Here is an 18,039-nt window from a genome sequence, read left to right on the forward strand (position 1 = left end):
TTTTTCAGCCCGGCACGAAAAAGCGTTTGCTGTGCTGCGCGATATATTCAACGAACAGGCGTACTTTGGGATCTTGAAGCTTTTTATGCGGGTAAAGACACCCGAAAATCGTCGGCAATGGGGGCGTCTTTGGCAGGACCTCGACCAGTCGACCGTCCTCAAGATATTCCCGTACGTCAAAGCGCGGTTTGTTGACGATCCCCTTGCCCGCCAGCGCCCAGTCTGTCAGCACGTCCCCATCATCGGCATCGTATTTACCGTGGACTTCCAGCTTTCGCGGCCCCATGTCCGTATTGAGGGTCCAGAAGTATTCGGGTGATCTGGGATACCGCAGCAAAAGACAGTTATGGGGCATATGCAGCAGGTCATCCGGCGTATTGGGTACGCCAAAGTTTGACAGGTATTCTGGCGAGGCACACAGCACGCGATCGCAATCCGCGAACTTCCGCAGTTTCATGGTGGAATCACCGGGCTCGCCGATAAAGAACGCGATGTCCAAACCGTCGGCCATTATGTCCACCTTACGGTCCGACAAGCGCATTCGAATCTCTGTTTCCGGGTAGAGATCCGAGAATTCTGGCACCAGAGGCGCGACGATTCTACGCCCGACACCCAGCGGCGCGGTGATACGAATGGCACCTCGGGGGGCGTCGGAAAAGCTGGCAACGCGCGCTTCGGCGTGATCGATTGCCAGCAGAACGGCCTTGGCCTCGTCGTAGAAAACCGACCCGACTTCGGTAGGAGTCATCGACCGGGTTGTTCTGTTGAACAGCCGCACGCCCAAATGGTTCTCAAGTTCTTTCAACCGTTTGCTGGCCACTGCCGGGGTTAACCGCAGGTCGCGCCCACCGGACGTAATGCTGCCCAACTCCATCACTCTGACAAAAACACGGAGGCTTTCGATGTACGACATTAGATCCTCTCCTTACGGAAAGACTGCGCCATGGCATTTCCTTTTTCAACGTTCTGTTGAAAGTATTTGCCGTTTCCAGCGATTTTAAGACTCAATCGTAACTTCTATGCTTTTCCCAACCACCCACCTGAAAGGCAGGGTCAGAGGGAGAATACCATGACGCATCGCACCGACATCCAATTTGTCCTGAATGGCAAGGATGTGTCCGTTCCGAATGTATCAGCAGACCAGACGCTTCTGGATTTCCTGCGGTTGGAGCGTCGGCTGACAGGCACAAAAGAAAGCTGCGCCGAAGGCGACTGTGGTGCGTGCACCGTACTTGTTGGACGGCTTGGCAATGCGGGTCTGACCTATGTACCCGTGAATGCCTGTATCCGGTTTCTTGCCTCGGTCGATGGCTGTCATGTCGTAACAGTGGAGCACTTGTCCGGCCCGGACGGTCGCCTCCACCCGGTTCAACAAGCGATGATCGATCATCACGGCAGCCAGTGCGGGTTCTGCACGCCGGGTTTCGTCATGGCGCTTTATGCGCTGTGGATGCAAACGCCTGAGCCAACCGAGACGCAGGTCGAAACCGCGTTGCAGGGTAACCTGTGCCGCTGCACCGGGTATGAACCGATCATCCGTGCCGCCGTTGCCGTCAGCCGCTATGGCACGCCAGCATCGGACCACCTGAATACCGAACGTGAAACCATGACCGCACGTCTGGCCGCGCTCAATGACGGCCGGCGCGTGGTGTCCGGACCAGAAGACAACCTGAGCATTATCCCCTCCAGCGTTGATGACCTTGCCGAGTGCCTGCAGACCTATCCCAACGCCACAATTGTGGCGGGGGCCACGGATGTAGGTCTTTGGGTCACCAAATTCCTGCGCAACATCGGGCCTGCTATCTTCACCGGTCATCTCGAAGACCTGAAAACAGTCGAAAGACAGGATTCCCTCCTCCTGATTGGTGCTGGCGCCAGCTACACCGATTGCCAGGAACTCCTGTCTGAACACCTGCCACACCTGTCCTCCTACTGGGATCGCATCGCAGGGTGGCAGGTGCGGAATATGGGAACAATTGGCGGGAATATCGCCAACGGCTCGCCCATCGGGGATACGCCGCCGGTTCTGATCGCGCTTGGCGCAGAAATCACGCTGCGGCGCGGCTCAGTAAGCCGGACGCTGCCTTTGGCTGATTTCTTCATCGACTATGGCAAGCAAGACCGTCAACCCGATGAGTTTGTCGCAAGCATCCACGTGCCCTTGCCCGGCCCCAGTGATCTGAATGCGGCCTATAAGATTTCCAAGCGTCGTGACGAGGACATCTCGTCCGTCGCGGCTGGTATCCACATGACGGTCACAGACGGCACGATCAGCAATGCGCGCATCGCATTCGGCGGCATGGCCGCCACGCCCAAACGTGCTGCTGCAGCCGAGGCGGCGCTGAACGGTCAACCCTGGTCGCGTGAAAGCTTTGAAGTCGCCGCCGAAGCGCTGGCACAGGATTTCTCTCCTCTGACCGATTGGCGTGCATCCTCTGACTACCGGATGCTGTCCGCCCAGAACCTGCTGCGTCGGTTCTTCCTTGAGAACGACACCAAAACCGACACCCCCGTTCAACTGGCTTGCGCGTAATTAGGAGACGAAAAGATGAAAGATAACGTTTCCATCATTGGATCAGCCCACACCAACGTCAAACATGACAGCGCCAACAAGCATGTCACTGGCCGGGCCGACTATACCGACGACATTGCCCAACCCGAAGGCACGCTGCACGCGTATCTCGGCGTCTCCGACGTCGCCCATGCCAAACTGTTGGGCATTGATTTCACCGACGTTCTGGCCACACCCGGTGTCGTCGGCGTACTGACCGCGGATGATGTGCCTGGGGTCAATGACATCAGCCCAACACACCTGAATGACGAGCCGGTTTTCCCGACCGATGCCATTCAGTTTCACGGCCAGCCGCTGTTTGCCGTCGTTGCCGAAACCCGCGACATTGCACGCCGCGCCGCAGAACTGGCAAAAATCAACTACGAAACCTTACCCCACGCGCTTGACCCGATTGCCGCGCAAGAAGCCGGGTATCCGCATGTCACAGCGCCGCTCAAGCTGGAGCGCGGTGACGTTGCGCCGGCTCAGGCGGCGGCACCGAACCGGATCAAAGGCCGTATGAATGTCGGCGGTCAGGATCACATGTACCTCGAAGGTCACATCGCCTTTGCCATTCCGGGCGAAGACGATGATGTGATCGTTCATTGCTCGACCCAGCACCCGTCCGAGGCGCAGCATATGGTAGCCCATGTTCTCGGCGTGCCATCAAACGCTGTTGTGGTCAATGTGCGCCGCATGGGTGGTGGATTTGGCGGCAAGGAAAGCCAGATGAACCTGTTCTGCGCGGTCGCAGCCATGGCTGCCAAAAAGTGGAATCGCGCCGTGAAAATCCGCCCCGACCGGGATCAGGACATGACGGCCACCGGCAAACGCCATGACTTTGTAATCGACTATGATGTTGCCTTTGACGACGATGGCCGCATTCAGGCTGTCGAAGGCAGCTTTGCCGCGCGCTGCGGTTTCTCGGCGGACCTGTCGGGGCCCGTGACCGACCGGGCGCTTTTCCACGCGGACAACGCCTATTTTTATCCGAATGTGCGCCTGAACAGCCATCCTATGAAAACCAACACGGTATCCAACACCGCGTTCCGTGGGTTCGGCGGCCCGCAAGGCGTGATCGCCGCAGAGCGGATGATCGAAGAGATCGCCTATGCCACCGGGCAAGACCCGCTGGATGTGCGCAAAGCCAATTTCTACGGCACCGACGACCGTAACATAACCCCGTATCACCAAGAGGTCGAAGACAGCATCCTCGACCGGCTGATCGGAGAGCTGGAAGAGACATCCGAATACCGCAAGCGTCGTCAGGACATCATCGAGTTCAACAAGACATCTCCGATCCTGAAAAAGGGCATCGCGTTGACGCCGGTCAAATTCGGTATTTCATTTACCGCGACCTGGTACAATCAAGCTGGTGCACTGGTGCACGTCTATAACGATGGTTCGATCCACCTGAACCACGGCGGCACCGAAATGGGGCAAGGCCTGAACACCAAGGTCGCGCAAGTTGTGGCCGAGGCGTTTCAAGTCGATTTCAGCCGGATCAAGATCACCAAAACAACGACCGAGAAGGTTCCCAACACTTCGGCCACCGCGGCCTCCAGCGGGACCGATCTGAACGGCATGGCCGCGTTGAACGCGGTTGAACAGATCAAAGCACGCCTGGTGAAATTCGCCGCTGAGAACTGGGATGTTACACCCGAGGACGTGGCCTTCCACGCCAATCAGGTGCACATCGGCAACGAGGTTCTGCCTTTCGACACGTTCATCAAACAGGCCTATCTGGCGCGTGTGCAGCTGTCGGCGGCCGGGTTCTACAAAACCCCGAAAATCCACTGGGATCGAGCTAAGGGGCAAGGTCGTCCGTTCTACTACTACTCCTATGGCGCGTCTTGTTCGGAAGTGACGATTGACACCCTGACAGGTGAATACCGGGTCGAGCGTACTGATCTTTTGCACGACGTCGGACGCTCGCTGAACCCTGTGCTCGACAAGGGTCAGGTCGAAGGTGCGTTCATACAAGGCATGGGATGGCTGACAACCGAAGAGCTTTGGTGGGACGATGCAGGCCGTCTGCGCACCCACGCGCCGTCAACCTACAAGATCCCGCTCGCGTCAGACCGCCCGCGTATCTTCAACGTAAACCTCGCCGATTGGTCTGAAAACCGCGAGTTGACCATCAAACGGTCCAAAGCTGTTGGTGAGCCGCCGTTCATGCTGGGTATCTCGGTGCTCGAGGCGCTGTCGATGGCCGTGGCCTCGGTTGCTGATTACCGGGAATGCCCGCGCCTTGACGCTCCAGCCACGCCCGAACGTGTCCTGATGGCCGTTTCGCGGCTGCAAAAGGGGCCCTAAGTCATGACTGTCCCCGGTTCCCTGAACGAATTCCTGTCCGCGCAGCACAGCGTGATCCGCGTTGCGCTGACCCGCGTGCGCGGGTCGTCGCCGCGCAACGAAGGGACCGAGATGTTCGTAGCACCCGGGGCGCTGTGGGGAACCATCGGTGGTGGACAGCTAGAGTTCATGGCCATCAACGCCGCCCGCGACATGCTGCGCGATGGCGTGTTGCATAAAGATCTGGATGTGCCGCTTGGCCCGGAGATCGGCCAGTGCTGCGGTGGGCGGGTCGAGATGAAACTGACCCGCATGCGCGCGTCGGACAAATGGGCCGCCACAGAACGCGCAACCCAGCGCGACGAGGCTTTGCCCCATGTCTATGTCATGGGAGCGGGCCACGTGGGGCGCGCTTTGACCAATCAACTTCAGCATCTGCCGGTGCGCTGCATCCTCGTCGACACCAGACCCGAAGAGGTCGAACTTTGCACAGCCAATGTCGAAACCCGCGTCAGCGCGATCCCCGAAACGGATATCTGGGGTGCGCCTGCGGGCAGTGCCTTTATCATTCTGACCCATGATCATGGGCTTGATTTCCTGCTGACATCCGCCGCGCTGGAACGTCAGGACGCCGCTTATGTGGGGATGATCGGGTCCGCCACCAAGCGGGTGAAACTCCGGAACTGGGCGCACAAACATTGTGACGGACAGTCTATCGAACACTTGAAATGTCCCATTGGGGCAAGCGGCAGCCGCGACAAGCGGCCCAGCGTCATCGCTGCCTTCGTGGTGGCCGAGGTGATGGCTGAATTGACCTCTGAAACTGCCGCGACCGCCCCGAACGGGGCAAACCAGGCGCCCCTGCTGGGCCACCATCACGACCGGAAAGGGAGATCGGCCTGACATCTGTCGGGCCATTCCGGTCACATCAGAGGAGGAGACCGTCATGGACGGGAGGACCTACGAATACAAGCTGTTTACCCGCAGCGACTTCAGCGCTTTTTGGGCGCTGTTTACTGACAACCTGGTGAATTTGCTGATCCTTTCCGGGGTCTGCCAATTCGTGTTTCAAATGCCCGCCGAAATAGTCTTTGGCCGCATCGTCCCCGGTGCCGCCGTTGCGATCCTGGCTGGTGTCGCGGTTTACACATTGCTCGCCAGATGGGCAGCCAACAAACAGGGCAAGGACGTTACCGCTCTGCCCTACGGCATCTCGACGCCGGTTATGTTTGTCTATCTGTTCGGTGTGATCGGACCGATCTATTGGGCGACCAATGATCCAATGCTGGCGTGGCAAGTTGGCATCGGCGCGGGCTTTATGGGCGGCATCGTTGCAGCATTGGGCGCGCTTGTCGGCCCTTACCTCAAGCGGATCACACCCCGTGCTGGTATGCTGGGCACGCTCTGCGGCATTGCGCTAGTCTTTATCGGTTCCGTGCCTCTGGCCGAAGTGTTCGAAAACCCCATCATCGGCTTTACTTCGCTGCTGTTTATCCTCTGGGGTCTGATCGGGCGTTTCCGCCTGCCGGGCAACGTTCCGGCCGGTCTGGTTGCGATCGCTGCCGGTACGGTGATTGCGATCATCCTTGGCGAATCCAAAATTGACGTAAGCGGCATCGGCTTCTACCCACCCATCCCCTATATCGGTGACCTCATCGCCGGTGTGCAGTACCTGTTCGCCAACCCCGAGCTGTTTCTGGTGCTGATCCCGGTGCAAATCTACAACTTCATCGAGACCATGAACAACGTGGAATCGGCCGAAGCCGCAGGCGACCACTATCCGGTCGGACTGTGCCAGGTGACCGATGGCGCAGGCACGATGCTGGGCGCGCTGTTTGGCTCGCCTTTCCCGACAACCGTTTACATCGGTCATCCGGCTTACAAGCGGCTTGATGCGCACGCGGGCTATATCGTCGGTGTAGCTGTTGTGATCGCAGTTGCCGCCTTCCTGGGCTTCTTGTCGTTCCTCGCGGGTCTGATCCCGATCGCCGCAGCAGCTCCTGTACTGGTCTTTGTCTCGGTCAGCCTGATCACCAACACAGCCTGGGCTGTGAAGCCGATGCACATGGCTGCGGTCTCCTTCGCGATCCTGCCCCACATTTCGGCCTTCTTGATGGTCAAATGGGGATCGCTGATGAACGCGCTGCGCAGTACTGGAGTCGAAGGTCTGCCCTCGCTGGGTGACGAAGGACTGACTGCCGCTCTGCTGATGGAAGGTGCCCATTACGAAGGTCACCTTGCCCTGAGCCAGGGTGCGATCATCACCGGTCTGGTCTGGGGTGCCATCGTGGCTGACGTGATTGACGGTCGCTTCCGGACTGCTGGGTTGTTTGCCGTCGCAGGCGGGCTGATGTCGTCCATCGGTATCATTCACTCGTATACGCTGCAAATGCCTCAGTTCGACGGGATCACCATTGGTTACCTGATCATCGGCGCGTTCCTTTACGTCTACCCGATGTTCGCGCCCAAAGAGGATCTTGAGCATCGTGTGATCGTACCGGATGAGCCTGATCTGATCGACGACGACTCGCCTGCACAACAGGCCTGATCCTTAGCGGGGCAGTCGCAGGGCTGCCCCCTACCGTTTCCCTATCCTACAAACGAGACCTTTCATGACACAGAGATTGCTTCGCGGTCGTCTGCTGACCTTTCATCGCGAACCCCTAAGCGGCGAAGATTCCGGCGCCTATACGTATCTCGAAGATGGTGCCCTGCTGATTCAAGACGGGATCATCCAGGACACCGGCCCCTTCACCGAGATCAGCGCGAAAGCCGGAGATGTGCCGATCACAGACCACCGCCCGCACCTGATGATGGCCGGTTTCATCGACACCCATATTCACTTTCCCCAAGTTCAGGTGATCGCCTCGTGGGGCGCGCAGCTTTTGGACTGGCTCAACAACTACACCTTCCCGGAAGAAACCCGGTTTGCCTCGGATGCACACAGCGCAACCATGGCGCGGGCGTTCTTCGATCAGCTCGTCACTCACGGCACCACGACCGCCGTGGCTTATTGTTCGGTCCACAAGACATCGGCGGATGCGTTCTTTACTGAGGCGACCAGACGAAACATGCGCATGCTTGGCGGCAAGGTCCTGATGGATCGCAACGCGCCCGAGGGTCTGCAAGACACGCCGCAAACTGGGTACGATGACACCAAGGCCCTGATTGCAGATTGGCATGGCAAGGGCCGTAACGGCTATGTCATCACCCCTCGGTTCGCGATCACTTCAACGCCGGAACAGATGGCGATGGCGCAGGCCTTGGCGCAGGAGCATCCGGATTGCCACATCCAGACGCATCTGTCGGAAAACAAGGATGAGATCGCCTTCACCAAGCAGCTTTACCCGCAGGCACGCGACTATCTGGACGTCTATCAGTCTCATGGTCTGCTGGGGCAAAAGACCCTGCTGGGGCACTCCATCCATCTGGAGCCGCGCGAGATCGACGCTCTTGCAGAAACCGGTGCGCATCCGGTGTTCTGTCCGACCTCGAACCTGTTCCTGGGCAGTGGCCTGTTTGATCATGGGGGCCTGAGCGCGCGCGGCATCTCAAACGGGATCGCGACGGATGTTGGTGCAGGCACCAGCTATTCGATGCTGCAAACCCTGAACGAGGGCTACAAGATCCTGCAATTGCAAGGGCTGGCCCTGCACCCTTTGCAGGCCTTCCACTGGGCAACGCGCGGTAATGCCTGCGTTCTGGGTCTGGAAGACAAAATCGGCAATCTCGACCCCGGAACAGAGGCAGATGTCGTTGTTCTGAACGCCCGTAGCACCTCCGCCATGGCGCTGCGCATGGATCGTGTTGGTAGTCTTGCAGAAGAATTGTTCGTTCTGCAGATGATGGGCGACGATCGCGCGATTGAAGAAGTCTATGTGTCGGGCGCGCCCAGCAAGTCTGTGTCCGGTCAGAACTCCGAAACCAATTTTGAGTTCGACCCCGTATAACTGAACATATGACCTGTGTTTGGCCGTGACGTGACCGCTTAACGGCCAAACATTCCCACGAACTGTAGGTGCAGCCTGACCGGGCCGGGTGCAACTGACAACCATTTCCGCTTTTTATCACCACCAACCAAGATCGGATTTTCATCGCTCTCAGTTCGAAAAATAAATTGTCATGGTTGACAAAGTATATTTCTCGATTATTTGTCATTCGTGACAATAAACGAGATCGAAATGCCCAGACCTTCGCTAAAAGACCAAAGATCGCACGAAATACTCGACGCCTATCTGACCTGCGTAGCGCGGTTCGGGCTTGAGGGCGCGACCCAGGCGCGGATTGCCGATGAAGCAGGCGTCAAGCGCCCGCTTTTGCGTCACTACCTTGGAAACAAGGATGAAATGATTACGGCACTGGCCGATTATGTAATTTCCGGTTTTGCAACATCGCTGGATGGATTGCGCCATGTTTTGCCGGAAACAGCGACACCCTCGGATCTTGTGGATACGCTATTCTCGGAAGACGTCGGAACTGATCCACGGTTGATGCTAACCTATCAGGCACTGGTGACAACAGTCCCGGATCGCCCGGACCTGCGGCAGGGCCTGACGGATAGCCTCACTGAATTCTTCGACGTGGTCGAGGCAATCCTGCGCCGTGCTGCCCCGATGGCCCCGGATGCAAGCATTCGCGCCGTAACGCAGGGCATCTCGGCAATTTTTGTCAGTATGGACGCCTTGTCCCCATTGGAGCCGCCCGAAGCATGGCGTGCGGAATTGAAACTCGCCGCCTCTCTGCTGGCTTCAACACTGGAGGGCAAATCATGAGCCCGACGCGCACAGCCAACTACATTGCCTTGCCCATCCTGTTGGTAGCGACAGTGCTTGGCCTCTACTGGGTCTGGGGGCTGCTCTTTGTCTGGTGGATCGTCCCGACAATCCTGAACGGACAGGCCTTTCTAGTGTTCGAAATCAACCGCGACGATGACCCTTTATTGTACTGGGCCATCGTTGGCCTCTGGGCTGTGCTGGGCTTGATGATGATCGCCGCCAGCCTGTTTCCTCAATACGCCCATCTTCTAGCTTAAGGTGCCAAGATGACCAAAATGTATCACCATCTGCCGGTCGAGGCTTATACCTCGCAAGAATGGTTTGACCGAGAACAACGCCAGATTTTCTCACGCAGCTGGCGGTGTGCCGGGCTGGTTGAAGATATCGAAGGGCCGGGGCATTATCTGTCGGTTCAGGCTGGGCTGAACAATTTGTTCATCGTCATGGGCCGGGATCACCGGCTGCGTGCCTTTCATAACATATGCCGTCATCGGGGCACTCAATTGATCCGCGCGGTCGGCAAAGCGCAAAAGGCGCTGACCTGCCCCTATCACGACTGGACCTATGATCTGGAGGGTAATCTGATCTCAGTCCCGGATGAGGCCTCAGAATTCCCCAATGGCGTCGACAAATCCTGTCACGGCCTCAAACCGGCCAGCGTGGATGTCTGGCGTGGGATGCTGTTCGTGCATCCGGACCCTGATGCCCCCACCCTTGCGGAATGGCTCGGAGAGGTCGATCCCCTGCTGGGCCCGCACAAGCCCGAAGAACTGGTCGAATATACGGAAGGGCGCAACAGCTATGAAATCAAGGCCAATTGGAAGATCGTTGTCGAGAATTACATCGACGTCTACCACCTGAGCCATCTGCATTCGAATACGCTGCACATGTATGATCATGCCAAGGCGGAATACGGCTGGAAGGGGCCGCACTATCATTTCTGGGAACCCCCGTCCGAAGGCTATGCGAGGGATCTTGAATCCAACCTGCCGATGCCCCGCACGATCCCCGAACCTCATACAGGCGCTTGGGTTCCGATGCTGTTTCCCGGCATTGGCATCGGCGCCAGCGAAGAAAGCTGGAACCTGTTCATCATCACGCCGCTGGCCCCCGATCTGACCCGGATCGAGAACCGCACAAAACTCGCCAACGCATCAGATTGGGCCTTTCAGAAACAGCAGTGGAAAAGCTGGAGCTTCTGGAAGGACTTCGGCGGCCCAAAATATCAAGGCGACGATACTGCGGGCGCAGACGACCCGATGGCCTCGGGCGACTTCACGACCGAGGATACCTATGCCTGCGAACAGCAACAGAAGTCGCTGAAAAGCCCGTATCTGGAAATCGGCCCCGCCGGGGTTGGCGAAAGCCCTATCACCCAGCACCAGAAGGCGGTGCTGAATTTCATGCAAGACAGCTGAATGCCCCGGAGAATGATCATGAAACCAGTTCAAGCCACCCTGATCGGCGTCGCGCTTGCTTCGACTCTGGTGCTGACGGCGCAAGCCGACGCGCCGGAAGACATTGCCGCACGCATCCTTCAAGCGCAGGATGAACAAAGCCTGCTTGCAACCTGGAGCGACTGGCACCCCGAGGCCACGCACCAGATCATCCTCAAATACGGGATGGGGCAGCCTGATGATGTGTTCTCATACCGTGTTGCCGATGACACCGACGCAGAAGACCCCGAGATCGCCAAAGCGCTGGAAGGTTACGTGGAAACCGCCCGGTCCGCGCCCGTGATTTCATCGCATACTGAGGATGGTGTGTCGCATGTCTCCGCCGTGACGGTTGTCGACTATGATTGGCAAGGATACAGCGGCAAAATGCGCCAGACAGACGCGTTCGTTTTTGCACCTTATCTTGGCGGCACTGTGATCCGGTCTTTGACCACGACTTATGATTACCGATGACGGGACCTTTTTATGCAACGTGACTTTCATACCCTGACCGTGGCCGACACCCGCCAGGAAATCGGCGGCGCGGCCACCAGTGTCACTTTCGACGTCCCCCCAGCATTGGCCGATCTGTTTCAATGGGCGCCCGGGCAACATCTGACGGTCAGATTCCAGATTGCCGGTGCGGAGCAAAGGCGCAGCTACACCATCTCAAACCCGCCGGGGTCTGCGCTGCGCATCACGGTCAAGCGCGTGAAGGATGGGATCATTTCCAACCACATAGGAGACACCCTGTCAGCCGGTGACACGGTTGAGGTCATGCCCCCCTTCGGACATTTCACACTGCAGCCGGGCCCCCTGAAGCGCTGCACTCATTATTTCTTTGGGGCTGGCAGCGGCATCACGCCGCTTTATGCGATGATCAAATCGGTTCTGGCCGATGAGCCCCATTCCACGGCCCATCTGATTTATGGCAATGCCAACGCGAACAGCATCATTTTCTGCGATGAGCTTGAGCAGATGCAGGCGCAACACCCGGACCGGTTCACCCTTCGCCATGTCTTGTCACATCCGTCCTTGCTCAGCTGGTTTTCACCGTGGCGCACTGGGCGGCTGGACGCAGATACCATTCAGGCAGCACTCGCCGAAACGCCACCGGTGGCGCAGGACACTCATTACTGGATCTGCGGTCCCGGCAGTATGAATTCAGACATCCGGGGAGCACTGCGAAACCTGGATGTCCCGGACGATCGCATCCACATGGAAAGCTTTGGTGGAGACATTGAAGACGACCTGAGCGAGACTGGCATGGCGGCAACCGCCCGAATATCGCTAGGCGACAAGGTGGCGGATGTGCCTGTTGCTGCCGGACAAACCATTCTGGACGCAGCCCTCGCAGCCGGATTGAACCCGCCTTTCAGTTGCCAATCCGGCGTGTGTGGCGCTTGTGTCGCCTATCTTGAAGACGGCTCGGTTCATATGCGCAATCGGATGGCCCTGGAAGACCGGGACGTGGAAAAGGGGCAAATTCTGTGCTGCCAAAGTGTGGCGACGCAAAAGAACCTGTCCGTGCGATTTGAGGATTAATCAGAACCGAAAGTTCAAACCGATCTTCGTTTTCAGAACGTCAGATCAGGTGCGGCGCGTGTGACGTCATGCGTGCTGCTCTGACCTGCGCGATCCACTTGGACGGCCAGGGTTTCAACCGATGGGAAACGATCAAAATAAGCAAATCGGATGGTCTCGATAACTTCGATATTTTCACATTGGATCAGATATTCGGCCTGAAACTCATTGCTGTCATCACCACCCGACCCGGTCGTATCCGTGTTTTGCCCCAATCCTATGGCCGACAGGGTGACGTTGGCCATCGCAGTAAAACACTCGGCCTCCTCAGTTACAATAAACAGCTCCAGCGGCTTGGAGAGGTCAGATATGGCCACAGCCACCGATGCCCGGCTTTCGTCGTTTTCCACCAGTTTATTGGTGCCAAGGATTTCAACAACCGGCAGCGCAAGCGACAAGGTGAATTCAGCCTCGGAAAACACGATATTCAAATGACCCGAGGTATGTTCCTGCGCAACAACACTATGAGCCTGCGACAGAGCAATCGCAGAAATCAAAGGCAGGGCGAAAGCTGCGCGTTTCATAAACAGGCACCACTTACCAGGGAATCACAGAGGTCATTCTAATATGTTTCAAATCCCGTGCAATCTTGGCCCTACTTACGGCCCCCACCAATAATGGGGAGTGCCTAAGGTGGAGGTGATTATCCGACAATAAAACTCAGGTTGACATAGCTTACTATTTAACTCAGTTATTGCACCATACGCGCGGCATAGGCAGCGCAAAATTTTTTCTTACAGGAAAGCACCCCCTCAATGACCCGTTTCTTCGCCGCCACCAGCATCCTGACCCTTGGCATCGCATCTGCAGCCGTTGCTGGCGATGCGCCGTCAAAGGCCGATGTTCTGGACACCTACGCAAACATCGCCGAAGCGAAGTATGACGACAGCCTGATCGCAGCCAAAACATTGAACGAGGCTGTGAACGCCCTGATCTCCGAGCCGTCGGACGCCACCCTGAACGCAGCCCGTGCCGCCTGGGTTGCTGCTCGCGTGCCCTATCAGCAAACCGAGGTCTACCGATTTGGCAACGCCATCGTTGATGATTGGGAAGGCAAAGTGAACGCCTGGCCACTGGACGAAGGCCTGATCGACTATGTCGACGCCTCTTACAGCGGGCCGACCGATGAAAACGAGTTTGCCGCGCTGAACGTGATCGCCAACCCCAGCTTTAACCTCTCAGGCGAAACTATCGACGCCAGCGAAATCACGCCGGAACTGCTGGGCGAAACACTGCACGAAGCCGACGGGATCGAGGCAAACGTTGCCACTGGCTACCACGCCATCGAATTCCTGCTATGGGGTCAGGACCTGAACGGCCACGGCGCAGGTGCGGGTAACCGTCCCTATACCGATTACGTTCAGGGTGACGCCTGCACCGGCGGCAACTGCGATCGCCGCGCCCAGTACCTGAGCGCCGCAACCGACTTGCTGGTCAGCGATCTGGAATGGATGGCCGCGCAATGGGCCGAAGGTGGAGAGGCGCGCACTGCCCTGACTACGAATGAAACCGCAGGTGTCAGTGCCATCCTGACCGGCATGGGCTCGTTGTCTTATGGCGAACAGGCAGGTGAGCGTATGCGCCTTGGCCTGATGCTGAACGACCCCGAGGAAGAGCATGATTGCTTCTCGGACAACACCCACAACAGCCACTATTACGATGGCCTGGGCGTTCAGAACGTCTATCTGGGCATCTACACCCGTATCGACGGCACCCCGGTATCCGGCGCTTCGTTGTCGGATCTGGTGATCTCAGCCGATCCGTCGCTGGACGCCGAGATGAAGGTCAAACTGGCCAACACTATGCAGGCCTTGGGCCGTTTGAAATCGACTGCCGAAGCCGGTTTCGCCTATGACCAGATGCTGGAACGCGGCAACGAAGGTGGCGAGCTGCTGATCATGGGCGGCGTCAATGGTCTGGTCGATCAGACCAAGACGATCGAGCGTATCGTGACCACTCTGGACTTGGATCAGATCGACTTCGAAGGCTCCGACAGCCTAGATAACCCTAACGCTGTTTTCCAATAAGCAGACCCCTTGCTGGGGGCGTGCGCAAATTCACGCCCCCAACCTTATTGTCACGCAGAATTGTGACTTATCGCTGGACCTCAGAAAAATAGCTTACTAATTAAGTAAGAAATAACCCGAGCACAGATTCGCTATGATTGTATGTCACTGCACAAACATATCTGACCAGGATATTCGCGCCGCGATCGACTGGATGCGGGCGTCGGATGCACAAGCGATCATAACCCCCGGCAAGATCTATCACGCCCTCGGAAAATCTGCGGATTGTGGCGGTTGCATGCCGCTTTTCCTAGACACGATGCGATCGAACGATAATCTGGAAGTACCCATCCAACTCCGCGCGCTGCGCACCGGAGCCACACAGGAGAAAGCAGATGAAGGGCGATCCCAAGGTCTTAGAGTATCTGAACAAATCTCTGCGGCATGAACTGACGGCGGTAAGTCAGTATTGGCTGCATTACCGCCTGCAGGAGGATTGGGGGCTTGGCCACATGGCCAAGAAAAGCCGCGAAGAATCCATCGAAGAAATGGAACACGCGGACAAGCTGATCGAGCGGATCATTTTTCTGGAAGGCCACCCCAACCTGCAAAAACTCAACCCCCTGAGGATCGGTCAGACCCCCAAGGAAACAATGGAATGCGACCTGGCCGCAGAACTGGAAGCCCGCGCGCTGTACGCCGAGGCGCGCGATCACTGCCGCGAAGCGGGGGACTTTGTCTCGATGTCGCTGTTCGAAGGATTGCTGCGCGATGAAGAAGGTCATATCGATTTTCTGGAAACGCAGCTCGACCTGTACGAAAGGATTGGCGAAGCCAATTATGCGCAACTCAACGCATCGAAGATGGACGAAGGCGAATAGCCTTTTCATCCTGTTGGTGGCCGCATTGGCGGCCACCCAAACCTCGGCAGCCGAGCTGCAGGATCTCCACCTGAATTTCGAACCCAGAACCGAGGATGAGCGCGCGCGTATCGCAAACGTGACCGCCCCGCCCATAGATTTCAACGCACCTCAAAGATTCGAAGACCTGCCCGGCGGGGCTGCCACGGTCCGCGCGCGCACTGACGCTGACGCGTTCTCGCAACCCTCGGGCAATCTGAGCTTTGAGCAGGAACTGGACTTTCGGGTCGGCAACGGGCTGTTCCGGAAAATCTGGGTGTCTTCCCCGGCCTCTACGTTGGCCTCGGACGGGCTGGGACCGCTATACAATGCCCGTTCGTGCCAGCGCTGTCACATCAAGGACGGGCGCGGGCACACGCCCAGCGGCCCGGATGACAACGCGATTTCGATGTTCCTGCGGGTCTCGATCCCTGGTGGTCCCGGGCATCAAGAGATCGAAGACTATATCGCCACCCAGCCTGATCCGACCTACGGTAGCCAGATGCAGGATCTGGCCCTGCTGGGCCATCAGGCCGAGTATACCTTGGACATCACATACGAAGACGTCCCGGTAACCCTGTCGGATGGTGAAACAGTCACTTTACGTAAACCGACCTACACTGCAGCTGACCTTGGCTATGGGCCACTGCACCCAGATGCCATGCTTAGCCCCCGTGTGGCACCACAAATGATCGGGCTTGGCCTGCTCGAAGCAATCCCGGTCGAGGACCTGCTGGCCAACGCAGATCCTGACGATGCGGATGGGGATGGTATTTCCGGCCGACCGAACATTGTCTGGGCAACTGAATTTGATACACCGATGATGGGTCGATACGGGCACAAGGCCGGCATGCCCACAATTATGGAACAATCGGCTGCGGCCTTTGCCGGTGATATCGGCATCTCAAGCCCGCTTTACCCCGCCAGCCACGGTGATTGTACCGAGGCGCAAATTGACTGTGTGAAGGGCCCGCATGGCGATGGTGATACGCGCGTGTTTGAGATTGACCAGATCAGCATGGATCTGGTTGCCTTTTATAGCCGCAATCTGGGCGTACCTGCGCGGCGGGATTTGGACGATCCCGAAGTGCTGCGCGGCAAGCAGGTGTTTCATGACACTGGCTGCGCGTCCTGCCACACACCGGCCTTTGTCACCCATCGCATGACGGATCGGCCAGAGCAGAGTTTCCAGCTGATTTGGCCTTATACCGACCTGCTTCTGCACGACATGGGCGAGGGGCTGGCCGATAACCGCCCCGAAGGCCGCGCCACAGGCCGCGAATGGAAGACACCACCGCTTTGGGGTATCGGATTGACCGAACAGGTGTCAGGCCACACCCAGTTCCTGCATGATGGTCGGGCGCAATCTTTGCTGGAGGCCATCCTGTGGCATGGAGGCGAGGCTCAGGCGGCCCGGGATGCGGTCGTTGCCATGCCCAAACCTGATCGCGATGCCCTGATCCGTTTTCTGGAAAGCCTTTAATGCGTATCCTTATTGCTGCAGTTGCTGTGGCGCTGCCTTTTTCCGCGTTGGCGCAGGACCGAGGACCGATCCTTTCGGACGTTGTTGAAAGACACATTATACCCGGTTTCGCCTCACTGGCTGATGCGACCGGAGCGCTGACGCAGGCCGCGCAAACTGATTGCTCCCCAAACTCGCCCGATTTGCGCGCCGCCTATCACACGGCCTTCGACGACTGGATTTCGGTCAGCCATCTGCGCTTTGGTCCAACCGAAGTGGACGACCGCGCCTTTGCGCTGGCTTTCTGGCCGGACACTAAAGGGTTTACGCCCAAGGCCTTGTCCGGGTTGATCTCAAACGAAGATGCCGCCGTTGAAAGCCCCGAGGAATTTGCCGAGACATCCGTCGCCGGACGAGGCTTTTTTGCGTTAGAGCAGATGCTCTTTGACCCCAAGTTTTCGGATCAGGGTAACGAAGGCTATCGCTGTGCGTTGATACGGGCCATCACCACCGATATCGACGACAATGCCCGCGCGATAAACGCGGATTGGGGCGACTATGCAACCGCCCTGATCCAACCGGGTGACAACGCCCTCTATCGGTCGGATGACGAGGCCCTGCAAGAGCTTTACAAAGCGCTTGTGACCGGCCTTGAATTTACCGGAGATACCCGCCTTGGCCGCCCAATGGGCACCTTCGACCGTCCCCGCCCCAACCGGGCCGAGGCGCGCCGGTCGGACCGCTCGCTGCGCCACGTCGAATTGTCCTTGATCGCCCTGCGCGATCTGTCCGCGCGCCTGTCGGTGGACCACCCAGAGATTGCCGACGATCTGGACAGCGCTTTCGACAAGGCCATCATCCGGGCGCAATCTCTGAACGATCCGGCGCTCGCCGGGGTCGCCACCCCGCGGGGCCGTATTCGGGTCGAAGCCTTGCAACAGGCGATCAATGATATCCGCACAATTGCCTCAACCAAGCTGGGTCCGACACTGGGCATCAACGCCGGGTTCAATTCACTGGACGGGGATTGA

At 57.9% G+C, this 18,039-nt stretch carries 17 protein-coding genes; 15 read left to right on the plus strand and 2 right to left on the minus strand.

All coding sequences use genetic code 11. The annotated features are described in order from the left end of the window. Window positions 1-4 precede the first annotated feature (4 nt). The gene (locus RUE5091_RS15625; protein WP_058282874.1) at window positions 5-913 is read right to left on the minus strand and encodes a LysR family transcriptional regulator; all 909 of its coding nucleotides are present in this window, start codon (window positions 911-913) and stop codon (window positions 5-7) included. 156 nt (window positions 914-1,069) lie between these two features. Between RUE5091_RS15625 and xdhA the strand changes: the two genes are divergently transcribed. The 10 genes from xdhA (at window position 1,070) to RUE5091_RS15675 (ending at window position 12,602) form a co-directional block, all read left to right on the plus strand. Beyond that, window positions 1,070-2,533 (plus strand): xanthine dehydrogenase small subunit, encoded by a 1,464-nt coding sequence (gene xdhA / locus RUE5091_RS15630; protein WP_058282875.1) that lies wholly within the window; start codon window positions 1,070-1,072, stop codon window positions 2,531-2,533. A 15-nt stretch (window positions 2,534-2,548) separates the two neighbouring features. Continuing rightward, entirely contained in the window at window positions 2,549-4,867 is a 2,319-nt protein-coding gene (xdhB, locus tag RUE5091_RS15635; protein ID WP_058282876.1) for a xanthine dehydrogenase molybdopterin binding subunit, read from the plus strand. Between the two features lie 3 nt (window positions 4,868-4,870). Further along, a complete protein-coding gene (xdhC, locus tag RUE5091_RS15640; RefSeq protein WP_058282877.1) occupies window positions 4,871-5,749 on the plus strand; it encodes a xanthine dehydrogenase accessory protein XdhC in 879 nt (292 codons plus the stop codon). A gap of 43 nt (window positions 5,750-5,792) precedes the next feature. Then, complete coding sequence (locus RUE5091_RS15645) at window positions 5,793-7,394, plus strand: hypothetical protein (RefSeq protein ID WP_058282878.1); 1,602 nt, start codon at window positions 5,793-5,795, stop codon at window positions 7,392-7,394. 64 nt (window positions 7,395-7,458) lie between these two features. Continuing rightward, window positions 7,459-8,796, plus strand: coding sequence for a guanine deaminase (gene guaD, locus RUE5091_RS15650; RefSeq protein WP_058282879.1), 1,338 nt, complete (start codon window positions 7,459-7,461; stop codon window positions 8,794-8,796). Window positions 8,797-9,027: 231 nt separating this feature from the next. After that, a complete protein-coding gene (locus RUE5091_RS15655; protein ID WP_058282880.1) occupies window positions 9,028-9,618 on the plus strand; it encodes a TetR/AcrR family transcriptional regulator in 591 nt (196 codons plus the stop codon). Then, the gene (locus tag RUE5091_RS15660; RefSeq protein WP_058282881.1) at window positions 9,615-9,878 is read left to right on the plus strand and encodes a hypothetical protein; all 264 of its coding nucleotides are present in this window, start codon (window positions 9,615-9,617) and stop codon (window positions 9,876-9,878) included. Before RUE5091_RS15655 ends, RUE5091_RS15660 begins: the two co-directional genes overlap by 4 nt. A 9-nt stretch (window positions 9,879-9,887) precedes the next feature. After that, window positions 9,888-11,039 carry an aromatic ring-hydroxylating oxygenase subunit alpha gene (locus RUE5091_RS15665; RefSeq protein WP_243470798.1) on the plus strand — a complete coding sequence of 384 codons (1,152 nt, stop codon included), beginning with the start codon at window positions 9,888-9,890 and terminating at the stop codon, window positions 11,037-11,039. 18 nt (window positions 11,040-11,057) lie between these two features. After that, on the plus strand, window positions 11,058-11,531 hold the full coding sequence (locus RUE5091_RS15670; RefSeq protein WP_131726323.1) for a hypothetical protein: 474 nt from the start codon (window positions 11,058-11,060) through the stop codon (window positions 11,529-11,531). A gap of 12 nt (window positions 11,532-11,543) precedes the next feature. Beyond that, entirely contained in the window at window positions 11,544-12,602 is a 1,059-nt protein-coding gene (locus RUE5091_RS15675; RefSeq protein WP_058282883.1) for a ferredoxin--NADP reductase, read from the plus strand. A 32-nt stretch (window positions 12,603-12,634) separates the two neighbouring features. Here RUE5091_RS15675 and RUE5091_RS15680 read toward each other — a convergent pair whose 3' ends face one another. Continuing rightward, complete coding sequence (locus RUE5091_RS15680) at window positions 12,635-13,165, minus strand: ZrgA family zinc uptake protein (protein WP_058282884.1); 531 nt, start codon at window positions 13,163-13,165, stop codon at window positions 12,635-12,637. A 231-nt stretch (window positions 13,166-13,396) separates the two neighbouring features. On the opposite strand from RUE5091_RS15680, the gene RUE5091_RS15685 reads away from it, so the two are divergent. The 5 genes from RUE5091_RS15685 to RUE5091_RS15700 all read left to right on the plus strand — a co-directional run bounded on the left by RUE5091_RS15685 (window position 13,397) and on the right by RUE5091_RS15700 (window position 18,039). Beyond that, on the plus strand, window positions 13,397-14,668 hold the full coding sequence (locus tag RUE5091_RS15685) for an imelysin family protein (RefSeq protein ID WP_058282885.1): 1,272 nt from the start codon (window positions 13,397-13,399) through the stop codon (window positions 14,666-14,668). 133 nt (window positions 14,669-14,801) lie between these two features. Then, a complete protein-coding gene (locus RUE5091_RS22695; RefSeq protein WP_082643680.1) occupies window positions 14,802-15,095 on the plus strand; it encodes a (2Fe-2S)-binding protein in 294 nt (97 codons plus the stop codon). Further along, window positions 15,043-15,528: a bacterioferritin gene (gene bfr, locus RUE5091_RS15690; RefSeq protein WP_058282886.1), complete on the plus strand. Its 486-nt coding sequence runs from the start codon at window positions 15,043-15,045 to the stop codon at window positions 15,526-15,528. The genes RUE5091_RS22695 and bfr overlap by 53 nt, the downstream gene beginning before the upstream one ends. A 16-nt stretch (window positions 15,529-15,544) precedes the next feature. Then, window positions 15,545-17,029, plus strand: coding sequence for a di-heme oxidoreductase family protein (locus tag RUE5091_RS15695; RefSeq protein ID WP_058282887.1), 1,485 nt, complete (start codon window positions 15,545-15,547; stop codon window positions 17,027-17,029). Beyond that, complete coding sequence (locus RUE5091_RS15700) at window positions 17,029-18,039, plus strand: imelysin family protein (RefSeq protein ID WP_058282888.1); 1,011 nt, start codon at window positions 17,029-17,031, stop codon at window positions 18,037-18,039. The genes RUE5091_RS15695 and RUE5091_RS15700 overlap by 1 nt, the downstream gene beginning before the upstream one ends.

This window comes from Ruegeria denitrificans, assembly GCF_001458295.1.
GTDB classification, from domain to species: domain Bacteria; phylum Pseudomonadota; class Alphaproteobacteria; order Rhodobacterales; family Rhodobacteraceae; genus Ruegeria; species Ruegeria denitrificans.

Coding starts and splice junctions, on each gene's coding strand:
- xdhC (WP_058282877.1), top strand. CDS start 4,871: ATGACTGTCCCCGGTTCCCTGAACGAATTCCTGTCCGCGCAGCACAGC.
- bfr (WP_058282886.1), top strand. CDS start 15,043: ATGAAGGGCGATCCCAAGGTCTTAGAGTATCTGAACAAATCTCTGCGG.
- RUE5091_RS15700 (WP_058282888.1), top strand. CDS start 17,029: ATGCGTATCCTTATTGCTGCAGTTGCTGTGGCGCTGCCTTTTTCCGCG.
- xdhB (WP_058282876.1), top strand. CDS start 2,549: ATGAAAGATAACGTTTCCATCATTGGATCAGCCCACACCAACGTCAAA.
- RUE5091_RS15675 (WP_058282883.1), top strand. CDS start 11,544: ATGCAACGTGACTTTCATACCCTGACCGTGGCCGACACCCGCCAGGAA.
- RUE5091_RS15685 (WP_058282885.1), top strand. CDS start 13,397: ATGACCCGTTTCTTCGCCGCCACCAGCATCCTGACCCTTGGCATCGCA.
- RUE5091_RS15670 (WP_131726323.1), top strand. CDS start 11,058: ATGAAACCAGTTCAAGCCACCCTGATCGGCGTCGCGCTTGCTTCGACT.
- RUE5091_RS15625 (WP_058282874.1), bottom strand. CDS start 913: ATGTCGTACATCGAAAGCCTCCGTGTTTTTGTCAGAGTGATGGAGTTG.
- RUE5091_RS15645 (WP_058282878.1), top strand. CDS start 5,793: ATGGACGGGAGGACCTACGAATACAAGCTGTTTACCCGCAGCGACTTC.
- RUE5091_RS15660 (WP_058282881.1), top strand. CDS start 9,615: ATGAGCCCGACGCGCACAGCCAACTACATTGCCTTGCCCATCCTGTTG.
- RUE5091_RS22695 (WP_082643680.1), top strand. CDS start 14,802: ATGATTGTATGTCACTGCACAAACATATCTGACCAGGATATTCGCGCC.
- RUE5091_RS15665 (WP_243470798.1), top strand. CDS start 9,888: ATGACCAAAATGTATCACCATCTGCCGGTCGAGGCTTATACCTCGCAA.
- guaD (WP_058282879.1), top strand. CDS start 7,459: ATGACACAGAGATTGCTTCGCGGTCGTCTGCTGACCTTTCATCGCGAA.
- RUE5091_RS15680 (WP_058282884.1), bottom strand. CDS start 13,165: ATGAAACGCGCAGCTTTCGCCCTGCCTTTGATTTCTGCGATTGCTCTG.
- RUE5091_RS15655 (WP_058282880.1), top strand. CDS start 9,028: ATGCCCAGACCTTCGCTAAAAGACCAAAGATCGCACGAAATACTCGAC.
- xdhA (WP_058282875.1), top strand. CDS start 1,070: ATGACGCATCGCACCGACATCCAATTTGTCCTGAATGGCAAGGATGTG.